Genomic DNA, 14,806 nt, shown 5'->3' on the forward strand with positions numbered 1-14,806 from the left:
CTTTTCGTTTCTTTTTATTGGTTTAGGGTGTCGACCACGTCCACGGAGACCATCTTCGAGACGCCGGACTCCTGCATGGTAACCCCATACAGGACGTCGGCCCCCATCATGGTTCCCTTACGGTGCGTGATCACGATGAATTGCGGGCCGGTCTTGCCGAAGCGGTTGAGATAACGGGCAAAGCGCTGTACGTTCACCTCGTCCAGGGCCGCCTCGGGTTCGTCAAGAATGGCAAACGGCACCGGCCGCACCTTCAGGATCGCGAATAGCAGGGTGATCGCGGTCAGGGCCCGTTCACCACCCGACAGAAGACTCAACTGCTGGTTCTTCTTGCCCGGTGGCTGGGCCATGATATCGATCCCGCTCGTCAGAATATCGTGGGGATCGGTCAACACCAGCTTGGCCTGACCGCCGCCAAAGATCTGACGGAAGGTCTCGTCAAAGGCCGCGGATACCTGGTTAAAGGTACTGCGGAACCGAGTGGCCACCTGGCTATCCATCTCGTTCATCGTCGCATTGAGCTGCTTGCGGGCAGCCAGCAGGTCGTCCTGCTGGCCCTTCAGGAAGTCGTAGTGTTCCTTTACCCGTTGGTACTCAGCAATGGCGCCCACGTTGACGTCACCCAGTTCCGCCAGGCCACGCCGCAAGAGCTTGAGCTGGCGGGCTAACTGGTCATCAGCCAGTTCACTCAGGTCCTGGCGGGCTTCAGTAATCGTCATCTCGTACTGCTCACTCAGGTGGTTGAGCAGCTGATCCAACGTTCCTTCGCAGCGGATCCGCTGGGCTTGGAGATCACCAGCATCATTGGTGGCGACCTCCTGAAGGCCCCGAATCCGGTCATGCTGCCCTTCGGCATCCGTCAGCTGACCCTCGCTTTGGCTAAGCCGGTCATCAAGCTGGGTGCCGGCTTGCTTAGCGGTCGCTAGTGCATCCTTTGCCGTGGCAAGCTTGGCCGCGATATCAGTCCCGGCCGAATGGTGACCGATCAGCGCATCCTTTAAGGCCTGCAATTGGTCTTGCGTCTGCTGGTGCTGTTCCCGCAAACGCGCCACCTGCTCGTTGGCCTGGCGCTGCTGGCGCTCAAACTGCTGCTGGCGTTCGGCCGCCACGGCCAGCCACTGCTCCATCTGGTGCAGCTGCTCGTTTTGCGCCGAGGCATCGGTCTCAAGCTCGTGGATCTGCTCGGTCAAGCGGCTGATCTCAGCCTTGACCGCCTGCTGGCGCGTTTCAACCTGGGCCGCCTGGCGGTCAAGCTGGTCGGCCCGCGCTTGGTAATTCTTCGATTGGCTGTCCTGTTGATCGGTTTGGGATTGCAGGGCCTGGACCTGGCTTGCCAGCGTCTGGGCCTGTTCCTTGAGTACCGCGGACTGTGACTGAGCCGTTCGGTAGTCGACCTGGGCCGTGTGCAACTGGTCCTGCAGGACGGTGGCCTGTTGCTGGTCCTGCTCCTGCTGGGTCTTCAGCTGGGCAACCCGGCGCTCCAATTCTTGGACCTGCTGCTGCTGCTTGGCAAGCAGATCCTGCAGCTGGCTGCCGACCTGCTTCTGACTCAGAAGGCCCCGCCGCTGCTGACGATTGGCCCCACCGGTCATCGATCCACTGGCGTTGATCAATTGCCCATCGAGGGTCACCACCCGCAGTTGGTGGTGGCCCGCGCGGGAAATTGCCGTCGCATGGTCCAGGTTATCAGCCAACACCGTACTCCCCAGGAGGTAGTTGGCAACCGGGCGATACTGGGGGGCGAACTTAATCAGGTCCACCGCTAGACCAACGACGCCCGGCATTTTGGAAACCTGGGGCCAGGCGGCACTCGGCCGCCGCTGCACCAGGGTATCCAGCGGTAGGATCGTTGCCCGACCACCCCGGGTGCGAACCAGGTAGTTGATGATCTGCTTCCCGGTCGCCTGACGATCAACCACCAGCTGCTGAAGCTGGCTGCCCAGGACGGTTTCAATTGCCGTCGTCAACTGGGCTGGAACGTCAAAGAGCTCACTCACCGAGCCAGCCAGGCCGGGGAAGTTCTGACGGTGCTGCAGGACCGTTCGCACGCCCTGATAGTAACCGGCATATTCCGCGCTCATCGACTGGTAGCTCTTGATCCGGGCCGTGGTGGAACGAACATCCCCCAGGGCCTCGTACCAGGAACGCTGCGCCTGCTGGTAGTCTTGGCCGGTCTTGGCCAGGTTCTGATTAGCCTGCTGGACGGCCGTTTGGAGCTGGCTCAGCTTTTCGGCGGCCGCCGCTAACTGGGCTTGATTGTCCTTGACCTGCTGGTTGATGGCAGTTCGCTGCTGTTGCTTAGCCTTCAAGTCGGTGGTGCTTTGCTCCTGCTGGCTAAGGCTTTGTTCGTGGCTACGCTTCAAGAAGGTCTGCTGGTTGTGAACCGTGGTCAGTTCCTGCATCAGGCTGATCTGATCGTCCCGGCGCTGGGCCAGCTGGGCGTTCAAGGCCTGAATTCGCTCCGAGCCGCTCATCTGCTGGGCCTGTTCGTATTCCTTCTGGTGCTGAGCCACGTCCTGCTGATGGTGCCGCAGCTGGTCGGCCTGGGCGTCCTGGTCGCGCTTGGCCACCGCCAGTTCCTTGGCGAGGTCCGCCGCCTGCTTCTCCAGCCGGGCCTGCTCGGCCTTTTGCTGGTCACGCTTGATCGACGAAACGGACTGCTGGTTGGTCAGCTGGGCGATCTGCTCGGTTTGTTGCAGAATCGTCTGCTGGTTGGCGTCCTTTTGCCGCAACAATTCCGCCCGCTGCTTCTTAAGGGCCGCCAACCGGTGCGCCAGTTTTTCCTGCTGGGCCCGGTAATCGGCCGCCAATTGCTGGGCCTGCTTTTCCTTGGCCTGAAGCTTGTCCAGCCGTTGATGCTGGGCATCGTACTGACGAACCGTCTGCGTCCGGTCCAGGACGTCAAACTGCTTCTTTTGTTCTAGGTAGTCCTGAGCCAGGGCGCTCTCGTCCTCCAGCGGTTCCAGCTGCTTGCTGAGCTCGCTGATGATGTCGTTGACCCGGTTCAGGTTGTCCATCGTGTCGTCCAGCCGCTTCTCGGCGGCCTCCTTGTTCTTCTTGTACTTGGCGACCCCGGCGACCGTCTCGATGATTCCACGGCGGTCAATCGGTTTCCCGTTGAAGATTGCCGCCACTCGCCCCTGAGAAATAATCGAAAACGATTCACGGCCCAGGCCCGAGTCGATGAAGAGGTCGGTGATGTCCTTGAGCCGCACCTGAGAGTTGTTGATCAGGTACTCACTGTCACCGTTGCGATAAAGCTTGCGGGTGATCGTCAATTCGGTATAGTCGCTGGCCAGGTAGTGGTCGCTGTTGTCCAGGGTGATCGAAACGACCGCCCGGTTCAGCGGCTTGCGATCCGCCGCCCCGTTGAAAATCACGTCGGCCATCTTGTCGCCCCGCAGCTGTCGGGCAGACTGCTCGCCCATCACCCAGCGGATGGCCTCGATGATGTTGCTCTTGCCGCTGCCGTTGGGCCCGATGATGCCGGTCATCCCCGGCTCGAACTTGATGGTGGTCTTCTGGGCAAAGGACTTAAAACCGTCTAACGTTAAAGACAATAATTGCATTGGTTGCGTTCACTCACTCGTCTTGCTTATTTTTGCTTGCGTAACTGATCCAGTGCTGCCGAAGCTGCTTCCATCTCGGCGTGTTTCTTAGAGGAGCCGCGGCCCTCAGCCAGGACCTTGCCGTCCGCCGTCACGTTGACGTGGAAGGCCGGGTCGTTTTCCGTCCCGCTCTCGTCTAACAGGTGGTACTCAATCTTGACGTCCCCGTTGCGCTGCAGGAATTCCTGCAGGCTGGTCTTGGCATCAACGGCGTGGTCGAACCAACCCATGTCAAGCTTCGGGAAGATCACCCGACGAACAAACTTTTCCACGGCCGGCCGTCCCTGGTCGAGGTAGAGGGCCCCGATAAAGGATTCGAAGATGTCACAGAGCAGGCCAGGCCGCTGCCGGGCACCGGCCTTCTCCTCTCCCTTGCCTAGGCGGATGTACTGGTCAAAGTGACATTCCTTGGCAAACTTGGAGAAGCTGTCCTCGCAGACCATGGCGGCCCGCAGCCGGGTCAATTTGCCCTGGGGCAGCTCTGGGTAGCGCTTGTAGATGTATTCGGAAACAATCAATTCCAACACAGCGTCGCCAAGAAATTCGATCCGCTCGTAGAACTTCAGGTTTTGATGCGGGTGCTCATTGACGTAGGAAGCCTGGGTGAAGGCTTCGGCCAGCAGACTCGGATCATCAAAATGAATATCAAATTCCTTGGCCAAGTAGTCTTGCAGTTCGTTGATCATAAAATAAATTCCCTTCCTTTTCGAGATTAAATCAGCTAATTCTTCCCTATTATACTAGACCAAGTGCGATTGGTCAGGCATTTAAAACGAAAAAGCTCCGCAAAATGGGAGCTTTCAGAATTAGTTTGTGTGCTCTTCGATGTAGTCAACCACTTCACCAATGGTGCTGAGCTTTTCGGCCTCGTCATCATCGATCTCCTCGTTGAAGGTGTCCTCCAGTTCCAGGACAAACTCAACAAAGTCAATCGAGTCGGCGTCCAGATCCGTCTTCAAGTTCAAGTCATCGGTAATCTTGGCCCGATCAACGTCAAAGTGGTCGGCCACAATTTCAGAAACCTTATCGAAGATTTCCTTCCGTCTATTATCAGCCATCTTAATTAACCTCGCTTTACAAAATACTCTCTTATTTTATGCGTTTTTACCTTGATTGTCCACTTCTGGATTGTTAGTAAAGAAATCCACCGTCTTCTCAATCACGCCGGTTGAAAGCATCGTGTGGATCTGGCCGATCGTGTTCTTGACCGCCAGCGCATCGGAGGCCCCGTGGGTCTTCACCACCGGCGCCTTGAGCCCCAGCAGGACCGCCCCGCCATAAGTGGAGGTGTTCATCGTCTGGCCGATCTGGTGGAAGACCGGCTTGAGCAGCAGGTAGCCCAGCTTGGCGCGCAGGCCACCGTGCAGGATGCCGTGCTTGATCAATTTCAGCATCATCTTGGCGGTTCCCTCGGTGGCCTTGAGGGCGGCATTGGCGGTCCAGCCATCGCTCACCACGACGTCGGCCTTGCCGAAGAGCAGGTCCCCGGACTCGATGTTTCCGATGAAGTTGAGGTCGTCCTTGGAATTGAGCTGCTGCCAAACGGCCTTGTGGAGGGTGTCACCCTTATCCTCTTCGGCCCCGTTGTTAAGCAGACCGATCCGTGGGTTGGCCACCCCGAGGACGTTTTCGGAGTAAAACTTGCCCAGGTAGGCGTACTGGACCAGGTTTTTCTCCTTGCTTTCGGCATTGGCACCGGTGTCTAAGTAAACAAAGTTGTGTCGGCTGGCCCCCGGCTGGGCGATTGGCAGGACGCTGGTCAGCCCGGGCCGGTCGATTCCCTTGACCCGGCCGACGATAAAGATCCCGGCCGCGAGAACCGCACCGGTGTTGCCGGCGGAGAAGAAGGCGTCGGCTTCGCCCTTCTTGACGGCCCTGGCCGCCCGGACGATTGACGAGTCCTTCTTGCGCCGGATGGCCCGGACCGGCTCTTCACCCATCGTGATGTCATCACTGGTGGCGATCACCGTCAGCCGGTCGTCATTTTGAATCAGCGGTTTCACCTGGGCGGGGTCGCCGTACAGGTCAAATTCCAGGTCCGGATAAAGGTCCCGGGCCTGCTCAACGCCTTCCACAATTACCTTGGGGGCGTTGTCGCCACCCATCGCATCTACAGCAATTTTCATAAATTAATCTCTCCTTTAATCGAAGTGCGTTTCCAGCTGGTGCCGCTTTAAGTAGAGGACCAGCGGCTGGTTATCGTCAACATCGTCCCAGTGGGGTGTCTTCAAGAGCTGCTCGGCATCATTGCGCGCAATCTGGAGCATCTTGATGTCCCCCACCGGGTCACCAACCTTGAAGTCCGGCAGACCGGACTGCTTGTTGCCGAGGACGTCACCGGAGCCCCGCAGCTCAAGGTCTTTTTCGGCCACCTTGAAGCCGTCGTTGGTCTCCACCATCGTTTGCATCCGGGCCTTGCCCTCGTCGGTCTTGGGATCGGCCAGCAGGAGACAGTAGCTCTGCCGGTCACCACGGCCAACCCGACCCCGCAGCTGGTGCAATTGAGCCAGGCCGAAGCGGTCCGCATTATAAATAATCATCACGGTGGCGTTGGGGTTGTCGACCCCGACCTCAATCACCGTGGTCGAAACCAGGACCTGGAGCTTTTTCTCCTGGAATTCGCGCATTACCTGGTCCTTTTCGTCGCCGCTCATCCGGCCGTGAAGGAGGCCCACTTGGTAATCGTCGCCAAAGTACTTGGCCAGCTGCTCGTAGAGGTCGGTCGCGTTTTGGACGTCCAAGGCCTCCGACTCCTCGATCAACGGGCTGACCACGTAGGCCTGGGCTCCCGCGGCTAATTGTTCGCGCAGGAAGTGCAGGGCCTCGTTTTGCTTGTCGACCTTAAACCACTTGGTCTTGATTGGCTTGCGGCCCGCCGGCAGCTCATCGATCACTGAGACGTCCATTTCACCGTAGGCCGTGATCGCCAGGGTCCGCGGGATCGGGGTCGCCGTCATCGCCAGCACGTCGGGATGATCGCCCTTCTCGCGGAGCTGCTGGCGCTGGTTGACCCCAAAACGGTGCTGCTCATCGGTGATCGCCAGGCCGAGGTTGGCGTATTCGACATCCTCCTGGATCAGGGCGTGGGTCCCGATGATCAAGTTAACGTCTCCCCGCTTGATGGCGTCCCGCAGCTGAGCGTGCTGCTTTGCGGTCAGGGACCCCGTCAAGAGGCCGATGTGCACCGGCGTGTTTTCAAAGACCTTGGCCAGCTTTTCGGCGTGCTGGGCCGCCAGAATTTCGGTGGGGGCCATCAGCGCGGCCTGGTAGCCGGCGGTAATCGTCGCGTAAATCGCAATCGCCGCCACGATCGTCTTCCCCGAGCCGACGTCCCCCTGGAGAAGCCGGTTCATCTGGTAGGGGCGGCGCAGATCGGCACAGATTTCATTGACCACCCGCTTCTGGGCATTGGTCAGTTCAAAGCCGATCCCACTGATAAATTCCTTGACCTCATCGTTGTGGTAGAGGATCCGCAAACCATCCTCCTGGCGCTGGGCCTGACGAATGGCCTGCAGGCGCAGCTGAAAGAGGAAGAACTCCTCGTAGGCAGCGGTTCGCCGCGCCGCCTGGGCCTGGCCGGCGTCCTTAGGGAAGTGCATTCCCGCCAGCATCTCCCGGCGGTCCAGCAGGCGGTAGCGCTGGCGCAGCGTCTGGGGGAGCAGGGTCGGAATCACGTTTTGGTATTCCTCATAGGCCTGGCGGATTAGGCTCCGCAGCATCCCCTGCTTGACGTGCTTGTTGACCGGGTAGACGGCGCCAAAGTCGTTGCTGGCTTCGGGAGCCGCGGTGGTCAGGCGGTTAGCCGTAACCTGGCGGCGCCGTGCGTCCCACTTGCCCATTACCGTCACCTGGCCATCCAGTTGCACCTGTTTCGCCAGGTAGGGTTGGTTGAAGAAGGTCACCATGACCACCTCCTGGTCGACCTGGAGGCGAAAGCTCAGTCGACTGCGCCGGTAGCCGAAGTGGGTCAGGAGGGGCTCGGAAACGACCCGGCCGTGCAGGGTAATCTTTTGTTTGTCCTTGGCGGTCGACAGATCGGCCGGCCGCAAATCGTTGTACCGATTCGGGTAGTAGGTCAGAAGATCTTCAATCGTGTCAATCCCGAGGGTTGCCAGGTCGGCCACCCGCTTCTTCCCGACGCCCTTGAGCTTTTCTACCGAATCCTGCAAGCTTTTCATCGTTTTCACCCCCCACCAGGATGTGGCAAAGGGCCGTGACAAATCAGCCTTCGTCACGGCCCCGTTCATGTTTGTTTTAATTACTATTCAACGGAGATCAGGTATGGGTAGACCGGCTGGCCACCATCGTAGATCTGAATATCAAGCTCGTCGTCGACTGCGGCCACGGCATCCTTGATCGTCTCCGCGGTCTTTTGGTCACCGTCCTGACCGACCAGGATCGTCACGATTTCGCTATCCTCGTCCAGCATCTGCTTGACCATCTTGATTGCCGTTTCCGTCAGGTCACTGTCGGCCTCGACGATCTTGCCATCCACGATTCCCAGGTAGTCGTCCTTGTGGATCTCCCGGCCATCGATCTTGGTGTCCCGAATGGCGTGGGTCACCTCACCGCTGGCGACCGTGGTCATGTTGGCCTCCATGTTCTGCTGGTTCTCATCGATTGATGATTCCGGATTATATTCCAGCAGTGCACTCATCGCCTGAGCAATCGTCTTGGTGTGGACAACCTTGGTAGGAATCTCGGCCACCTCAGCCGCCTGGTCAGCGGTCATGAAGATGTTGCCGTTATCCGGCAGCACCAGGGCCTGCTTGGCACCACTCTCGTTGATGGCATCGGTGATGTCCTGGGTGCTTGGGTTCATGGTCTGCCCACCGCTGATGACGTGGGTCACGCCAAGGCTCTTGAGCAGCTTGGCAATCCCATCACCAGAGGCCACGGCAATCACTGCCGTTTCTGGAGCGGCAGTTTCTTCCTTGGCCTTTTCGACTGGCGTTTCTTCCTCGTCATCCTCATCGTCGTGCTCCATGATCTCTTCCTGCTGCCAAACCATGTTATGAATTTCGATGGTCTGCAGGTCACCGAATTCCTGTCCCCAGGTCAGAACCTTCCCAGGGTGTTCGGTGTGGACGTGGACCCGAACCACGGAATCGTCGTTGATCACCAGGAGGCTATCACCCATCTTGGCCAGGTAGTTGTAGAAGGTGTCGTAGTCAAACTTACGGGTCACCTGCTTGCCCTTGCCAATCCGGACCAGCATCTGGGTGCAGTAGGTGTACTTGATGTCCTTCGGGTCGAGCTTGCCCTGGACGCTCTGGTGATCCAGGGCGTTGACCATTTCGTCGACCTCGGCGTTGTCCGGTCGGTAGTCCTCGGACTTGTCGACCTTGCCGCTCAATGCCTCATCAAAGGCCTGAAGAACGAAGACGAGTCCCTGCCCACCGGAGTCAACCACGCCGACTTCCTTTAAGACCGGCAGGAGGTCCGGGGTCGTCTGCAGGGCCTTGTCGCTGGCCTCGTAGATTGCGTGGATAATCTTGGTCAGGTCGTTGGTCTTCTTGACTTCATCCATCCCCACCTGGGCGGATTCACGAACCACCGTCAGGATTGTCCCCTCGGTCGGCTTCATCACGGCCTTGTAAGCCGTCTTGGCACCATTGGCGTAGGCGTCAACGAAGTCCTGGGCGGACAGCTTGTCCAGGCCGGTCGTGGCTTTGGCAAAGCCACGGAAGATCTGTGACAGGATCACCCCGGAGTTGCCCCGGGCACCCATCAGCAGTCCCTTTGCCAGGGCGGCACTCAAATCACCGACCGCAGTGCTGTTCTCTGCCCGCTCGTACTTGGCACCACTGGCCATTGAAGAAGCCATGTTGGTCCCCGTATCGCCATCGGGAACTGGGAAAACGTTTAATGAGTTAATGAATTCGGCGTTCTTGTTCAGCTTATCAGCGGCCGCTTGGACCATCTTGCCAAATTCAAGATTCGTAATTTCTGTGACAGCCAATTAAATTTCCTCCGTATCCACTAGTCTTCCATTGAACGAACACCCTGGACACAGACATTGACCGCATCGGCCGTGATGCCGAGCATTGACTCCAGGTTGTACTTTACCTTTGCTTGGACGCTCTTCGAAACCTCAGAGATCTTCGTCCCGTAGCTGACGATAATGTTCACTTCCACAACGATGCCGTTGTCCTGTTGCCGAACCACGACCCCCTTGTTGAAGTTTTCGCGGCCGAGGATTTGGTTAACCCCGTCGCGGACCGGGTTTCGGCTTGCCATGCCGACAACCCCATAGTTATCAGTGGCGGCACCGCCAACAACCGTTGAAATCACGTCGTTGTCGATATCAATCGTGCCCGCCTTGGTTTTAATCTTTACTGCCATTGTCATGGCCTCCTTTTAAGATCATCAGCACTATTTTAGCGCTGCTGCATTTCTAAGTCATCATTAAAGCTACCACCATCATACCATAGCACGGCAAATTCAAAAAGAAAGTCTTTCTCGGTGGTTAGTTAACGGGGTTAATCACTTTCTTAAAAAATAAGCCGCCCAAAACTGGACGGCATTATTTTTGTTAAATTAAACCCGAGTCACTTTACCGGACTTCAGTGTACGTGCTGAAACGTAAACCTTCTTCGGCTTGCCGTTAACCAGAATGGTTACCTTTTGCAAGTTTGGCTTCCAGCTGCGACGACTTGAGTTAAGGGCGTGGGAACGCTTGTTACCGAAGCGTGTCCGTTTACCGTTGATAAAATCTTTAGCCATTGGTGGTACCCTCCTCTTCTCATCATTATTTCGTTTACGCAATAAGTTGCGATGTAACTCACCTAATTAATTTACCATAGCGACCCGATCAGTGCAAGGTTTTTCTTTCAAGTATTTTCCCTTGACACCCATTTCTAGTCATGAAGGTCGGCGGACCAGATCACGGCAACGATCCCCCGATCAAAGGAAAAGTGGTTTACGATGCTGGTAAAACGGTTGCTCGACCAGGAGAACGGAATGGTCCCGTTCCAATTAACCAGGGGATACTTTTCGTCCGGCAGGGTTAATCCCCGGACCGGCGTCAAACTAACGAAGGCCAGGTAGTCCAACCCGGGCTCCTCATAAATGCTGTAGGTCCCTGGAAGGAAGTAGCGAACGATGTTTTCGTTGTCGATCAGACGAATTTTCGGTAAATAGGAATAAAAGTCTTCCTGCAGCGGCAGGTAGAGATTAGCCAGCAGCTGGTCCAGGCGCCCACCCGTGGCCCCCCAGATGTCAATCTGGTCGGGCTGGTAGTCGCGGATGGCGGTGGCCACGCCCAGTTGCGTATCGGTGAAGTCCTTGGCCGGTGGGAAGGTTCGAATCTCCGCCACGCGTTCGCGCAACCGGTCCATCTCCGTTCTGGCCGTGGAATCAAAGTCCCCGATCGCTGCCGCAGGGCAAATGCCCCAATCCATCAACAGTGAGGCGCCGTGGTCGACACCTATCCAGGTTTCATTTTGGCGCTTTAGGACCTGGTCTTTTGGAATCAAATCGGTCGGCCCACCGACCATGATATTTACCCGCATCGTTTTCCCTCCCCTGGCTTGGTAAGGCGTGTAAACAGAAGAGACCGGAAATTAACCCGGTCTCTTTGCTTTTATATAGCTATAAATGCTGCAGCGCGGTAGCTGGCTGGATCCTGAACGTTGATAAATCAACGCCCAGGACGCCTAGCCAGCCTCGCGGGGGTGGGAAGACGAACTCGCAAGCGAGTTCTGTCCCACCGCCAACTTATTTACTTAGTAGCGTCACGTAATGCCTGAATCCGGGCTACCGGATCGTCAGCGTTGAAGACGTAGGAACCGGCAACGGCAACCGTAGCACCGGCCTTGTAGCAGTCAACGACCGTCTTGTCGTTAACCCCACCGTCGATCTCGATGTCGAAGTCGTAGCCCTTGGTCTTCTTGATTTCGTTCAGTTGCGCAATCTTTTCAACCGTTTCCGGCAGGAACTTTTGCCCACCAAAGCCTGGGTTGACGGTCATGACCAAGACCTGGTCAACCATGTGCAGCACTGGTTCGATCAGTGCAACCGGCGTGCCGGGGTTGATGACAACTTCGGCCTTAACCCCGCCGTTCTTGATGATTTGCAGTGCCCGGTGAATGTGCTGGGTTGCTTCAACCTGGACACCGATGATGTCGGCACCAGCATCAATGAACATTGGCAGGATGTGCTCCGGATTTTGGACCATCAGGTGAACATCCAGGGTCATCTTGGTGATTGGCCGAATTGCCTTCACAAATCCCGGCCCGTAGGAAATACTTGGGACGAAGGTACCGTCCATCACGTCGATGTGCAGGTATTCGGCACCGGCACGGTCAACCTTTTCAATGTCCTTTTGCAGGTTAACGTAATCAGCACTCAAAATCGAAGGTGCAACTTTAATCATTCTTGATTCCCTCATTTCTTGTAGTTTGGTTTCTGGTTGGCGATTAGCTCGTGAAACTGGAGGTAGTCGTCATACCGACTATTCATGATTATACCATTCTCCAGGGCCGCTTTCACTGCACAATGCGGTTCTTTGATGTGCAGGCAGCCCCGAAACTTGCATTCGGGGGCCAGACGAGCCATCTCCGGAAAGAGTTGGGGCAGTTCCTCAACCGTCATGTCAAAGGTTTCGTAGGAGGAAAAGCCCGGTGTGTCGGCAATCAGGGCGCCGTCAACGTTTAAGAGGCTGACCTTGCGCGTGGTATGGCGGCCACGTTTCAACGCCTGGGAGATCTCCCCCGTGGCCAGGTGCAAATCGGGTGCCAGGTGGTTCAGCAGGGTTGATTTTCCGGCCCCCGTCTGGCCCATCATCGTCACCGTCTTATTTTTCAGCTGAACTTTGAGGGCCGCAAGCTGGTCCTCGTCAAAGGGTTGCTGATTGCAGAAGACCGGGTAGCCGATTTGGCGATAGCCCGCCGCCACCGCCGCGATCCGCTGGTAGCCGGCTGGGTCCAGCAGGTCGGTCTTGGAAAAGTAAATCAGGGGCGTGATGTCCTGCCGTTCCAGTGCGATCAACTGCCGATCCAGCAGATTGGGTGAAAAGTCCGGTTGAACGGCAGCGGTGACCACCACGGCCGCATCAACGTTGGCCACTGGCGGCCGCACCAGGGAGTTGCGCCGTGGCAGCACCTTTAGCAGGTAGCCGTCCTCAAACTCCACGGCATCCCCCACGATCGGCTTGATCTTCTTTTTGCGAAAATTCCCCCGGCCGCGGGTTCGGTAGATTTCACCGTCGCTAATGACGTCGTAAAAGCCACTTAAGGACTGTTGAATAATTCCCTCTTTCACGAATACACCTCACTATCTTATCCGGTAATGTTGGTGGCACTCATGATCGTCCGCCCGTTGCGAACGACCCGATAAGCGCCCATCTGGTTGTTCTTCAGGGTAAACGGCACGTTAATGGTCGTTTCCTGATTGATCGTGATGTCTTGATACTCCATCGTCAGGTTATGGTTTGCGTCACGAATATAAACCTGAACCCGGTTTTCGCGCTGCCCACCATTGCTGTCAAACGGAATGTTGATCTGAATATTGGTGGTCTTGGTCTGATTGCCGGAGTTGGCAATCGTCACGGTCAGCGTGTCGCCGTGGTTTAAGGTTAAACCAGCCTTCGGAGTCTGACTGATGACGTGGTTCGTTGCCACCGTCTTGGACTTCTTCTGCTGGGTCGTCAGCTGCAGGTTGTGCTTATTGGCAAAGTCCTGAACAACGCTGATGTCCTGGTTGGTAAAATCAGGAATCTTGATGTTCTTCTTGCCCGCACTCACCTCAAAGTCAATGATATCCTTGTGCGGCTTGGCGACGGTACCCTTACGCAGGTTTTGCTTCATAATCGTTCCCGCCGCCACCGTATCGGAATAGGTCGTATGACGGTTGACCGTAAAGCCCTTCTGGCGCAGCATGGCCGCCGTGGTGGCGTAATCTTTGCCCACGTAATGCTTGAGCTTCAGGTGATCGACCCCACTGCTGACCTTCAAGTCCACGGTCGAATTTACCCGAGTCTTCGTTTTGGCACCCGGTTCGGCACTGATGATGTGGTTCTTCGCCACGCTCTTACTGGTCACCCGGGTGATATTGCCAACTCGCAGGTGTTCTTTCTTCAGCCGTCGTTCGGCCTGGACAGGGGTTTGGTTAGCAACGTTTGGCACGACGACCTGCCGCAAGAGGAACCACCAGCTGCCGCCAGCAACGACGGCAACCCCAACCAGGATCCCGACGAGAATCAGCTGACGCCGGCACCGACGCCAAAAGCTCGGCCGGGCAGCCTTTTTCTTTTCATTACTGGCGGCCGTTGACGGTTGGCTAGCCTGGTGGTGGGGCATCTTGCTCATCGGCAGGACCTTGGTCTCACCGTTATCATCATGCTTAATCACCAACCGGGGCTCATTGGCCCGGGCTGGATCCAAGCTCGTCTTGAGGTCCTTGGCCATGGCCAGAGCGCTGTCGTAGCGGTCAATCGGGTCCTTAGCAGTGGCCCGAATTACCACGTTTTCCAACGGTTGGGGAATCTTCTTATTGAACTTCCGAACGGACGGGATCTCTTCCCGGAAGTGCTTGATCGCGATCGACACCGCGTTTTCGCCCTCGAAAGGCACCTTCCCCGTCAGCAGCTCGTAAAGGATGATCCCCAGTGAATAAATATCTGATTTTTTCGTTGCAATGCTGCCCCGCGCCTGCTCCGGCGAGAGGTAGTGCACTGAACCCATTAAGGTATTGGTTTGTGTCAGCGAATTTTGGGAAACCGCCACGGCGATTCCAAAATCCGTGATTTTAATATTCTTATTTTCATCAATTAGGATGTTTTGTGGCTTGAGGTCCCGGTGAATAATGCCGTGGGCGTGGGCCGATTCGACCGCCGCCAGTACCTGCTCCATAATGTCCACCACCTGAGGCAGCGGAATCGGAAAGTGCTCCTTAATGTATTGCTTCAAGTCGGTTCCCCGAACGTACTGCATCACCATGTATTGCAGGCCATTATCCTCGCCCACGTCAAAAATGCCAACGATGTGGGGATCGTTGAGCTGGGTAGCCGACATGGCTTCTCGCCGAAAGCGCCGCTTGGTGTTGGGGTCATCACGCAAATCCAAGCGGAGAACCTTAACCGAGACTTCCCGGTCTAAAACCGTATCGTAAGCCAGGTAAACATTCGCCATCCCCCCTTCGCCGAGGGAGCGAATAATCCTATATCGATGACCAATCACATCTCCAGGATTCATAAA

Annotated in this window: 12 protein-coding genes; all 12 read right to left on the reverse strand. The window is 56.7% G+C overall.

Annotated features, from left to right (window positions below; all coding sequences use genetic code 11):
- Nucleotides 1–14 precede the first annotated feature (14 nt).
- Nucleotides 15–3,569, reverse strand: coding sequence for a chromosome segregation protein SMC (gene smc / locus LKE23_RS03105; protein WP_291978038.1), 3,555 nt, complete (start codon nt 3,567–3,569; stop codon nt 15–17).
- A gap of 26 nt (nt 3,570–3,595) precedes the next feature.
- A complete protein-coding gene (gene rnc / locus LKE23_RS03110; protein ID WP_291978039.1) occupies nt 3,596–4,294 on the reverse strand; it encodes a ribonuclease III in 699 nt (232 codons plus the stop codon).
- Nucleotides 4,295–4,414: 120 nt separating this feature from the next.
- The gene (gene acpP, locus LKE23_RS03115) at nt 4,415–4,666 is read right to left on the reverse strand and encodes an acyl carrier protein (RefSeq protein WP_267201710.1); all 252 of its coding nucleotides are present in this window, start codon (nt 4,664–4,666) and stop codon (nt 4,415–4,417) included.
- A gap of 36 nt (nt 4,667–4,702) precedes the next feature.
- Nucleotides 4,703–5,734: a phosphate acyltransferase PlsX gene (gene plsX / locus LKE23_RS03120; protein ID WP_291978040.1), complete on the reverse strand. Its 1,032-nt coding sequence runs from the start codon at nt 5,732–5,734 to the stop codon at nt 4,703–4,705.
- Between the two features lie 15 nt (nt 5,735–5,749).
- Nucleotides 5,750–7,786 (reverse strand): ATP-dependent DNA helicase RecG, encoded by a 2,037-nt coding sequence (gene recG, locus LKE23_RS03125; protein ID WP_291978041.1) that lies wholly within the window; start codon nt 7,784–7,786, stop codon nt 5,750–5,752.
- 83 nt (nt 7,787–7,869) lie between these two features.
- Complete coding sequence (locus LKE23_RS03130; RefSeq protein WP_291978042.1) at nt 7,870–9,570, reverse strand: DAK2 domain-containing protein; 1,701 nt, start codon at nt 9,568–9,570, stop codon at nt 7,870–7,872.
- A gap of 20 nt (nt 9,571–9,590) precedes the next feature.
- Nucleotides 9,591–9,953, reverse strand: a complete 363-nt coding sequence (locus LKE23_RS03135) for an Asp23/Gls24 family envelope stress response protein (protein ID WP_267201715.1) — start codon at nt 9,951–9,953, stop codon at nt 9,591–9,593.
- Nucleotides 9,954–10,148: 195 nt separating this feature from the next.
- The gene (gene rpmB / locus LKE23_RS03140; protein ID WP_003713527.1) at nt 10,149–10,334 is read right to left on the reverse strand and encodes a 50S ribosomal protein L28; all 186 of its coding nucleotides are present in this window, start codon (nt 10,332–10,334) and stop codon (nt 10,149–10,151) included.
- Nucleotides 10,335–10,468: 134 nt separating this feature from the next.
- Nucleotides 10,469–11,122 (reverse strand): thiamine diphosphokinase, encoded by a 654-nt coding sequence (locus tag LKE23_RS03145; protein ID WP_291978043.1) that lies wholly within the window; start codon nt 11,120–11,122, stop codon nt 10,469–10,471.
- A gap of 209 nt (nt 11,123–11,331) precedes the next feature.
- On the reverse strand, nt 11,332–11,985 hold the full coding sequence (gene rpe, locus LKE23_RS03150; RefSeq protein ID WP_291978044.1) for a ribulose-phosphate 3-epimerase: 654 nt from the start codon (nt 11,983–11,985) through the stop codon (nt 11,332–11,334).
- A gap of 11 nt (nt 11,986–11,996) precedes the next feature.
- Nucleotides 11,997–12,872, reverse strand: coding sequence for a ribosome small subunit-dependent GTPase A (gene rsgA, locus LKE23_RS03155; protein ID WP_291978045.1), 876 nt, complete (start codon nt 12,870–12,872; stop codon nt 11,997–11,999).
- A 17-nt stretch (nt 12,873–12,889) separates the two neighbouring features.
- On the reverse strand, nt 12,890–14,803 hold the full coding sequence (gene pknB / locus LKE23_RS03160) for a Stk1 family PASTA domain-containing Ser/Thr kinase (protein ID WP_291978046.1): 1,914 nt from the start codon (nt 14,801–14,803) through the stop codon (nt 12,890–12,892).
- Nucleotides 14,804–14,806 lie beyond the last annotated feature (3 nt).

This window comes from Limosilactobacillus sp. (assembly GCF_022482365.1).
GTDB lineage: Bacteria > Bacillota > Bacilli > Lactobacillales > Lactobacillaceae > Limosilactobacillus.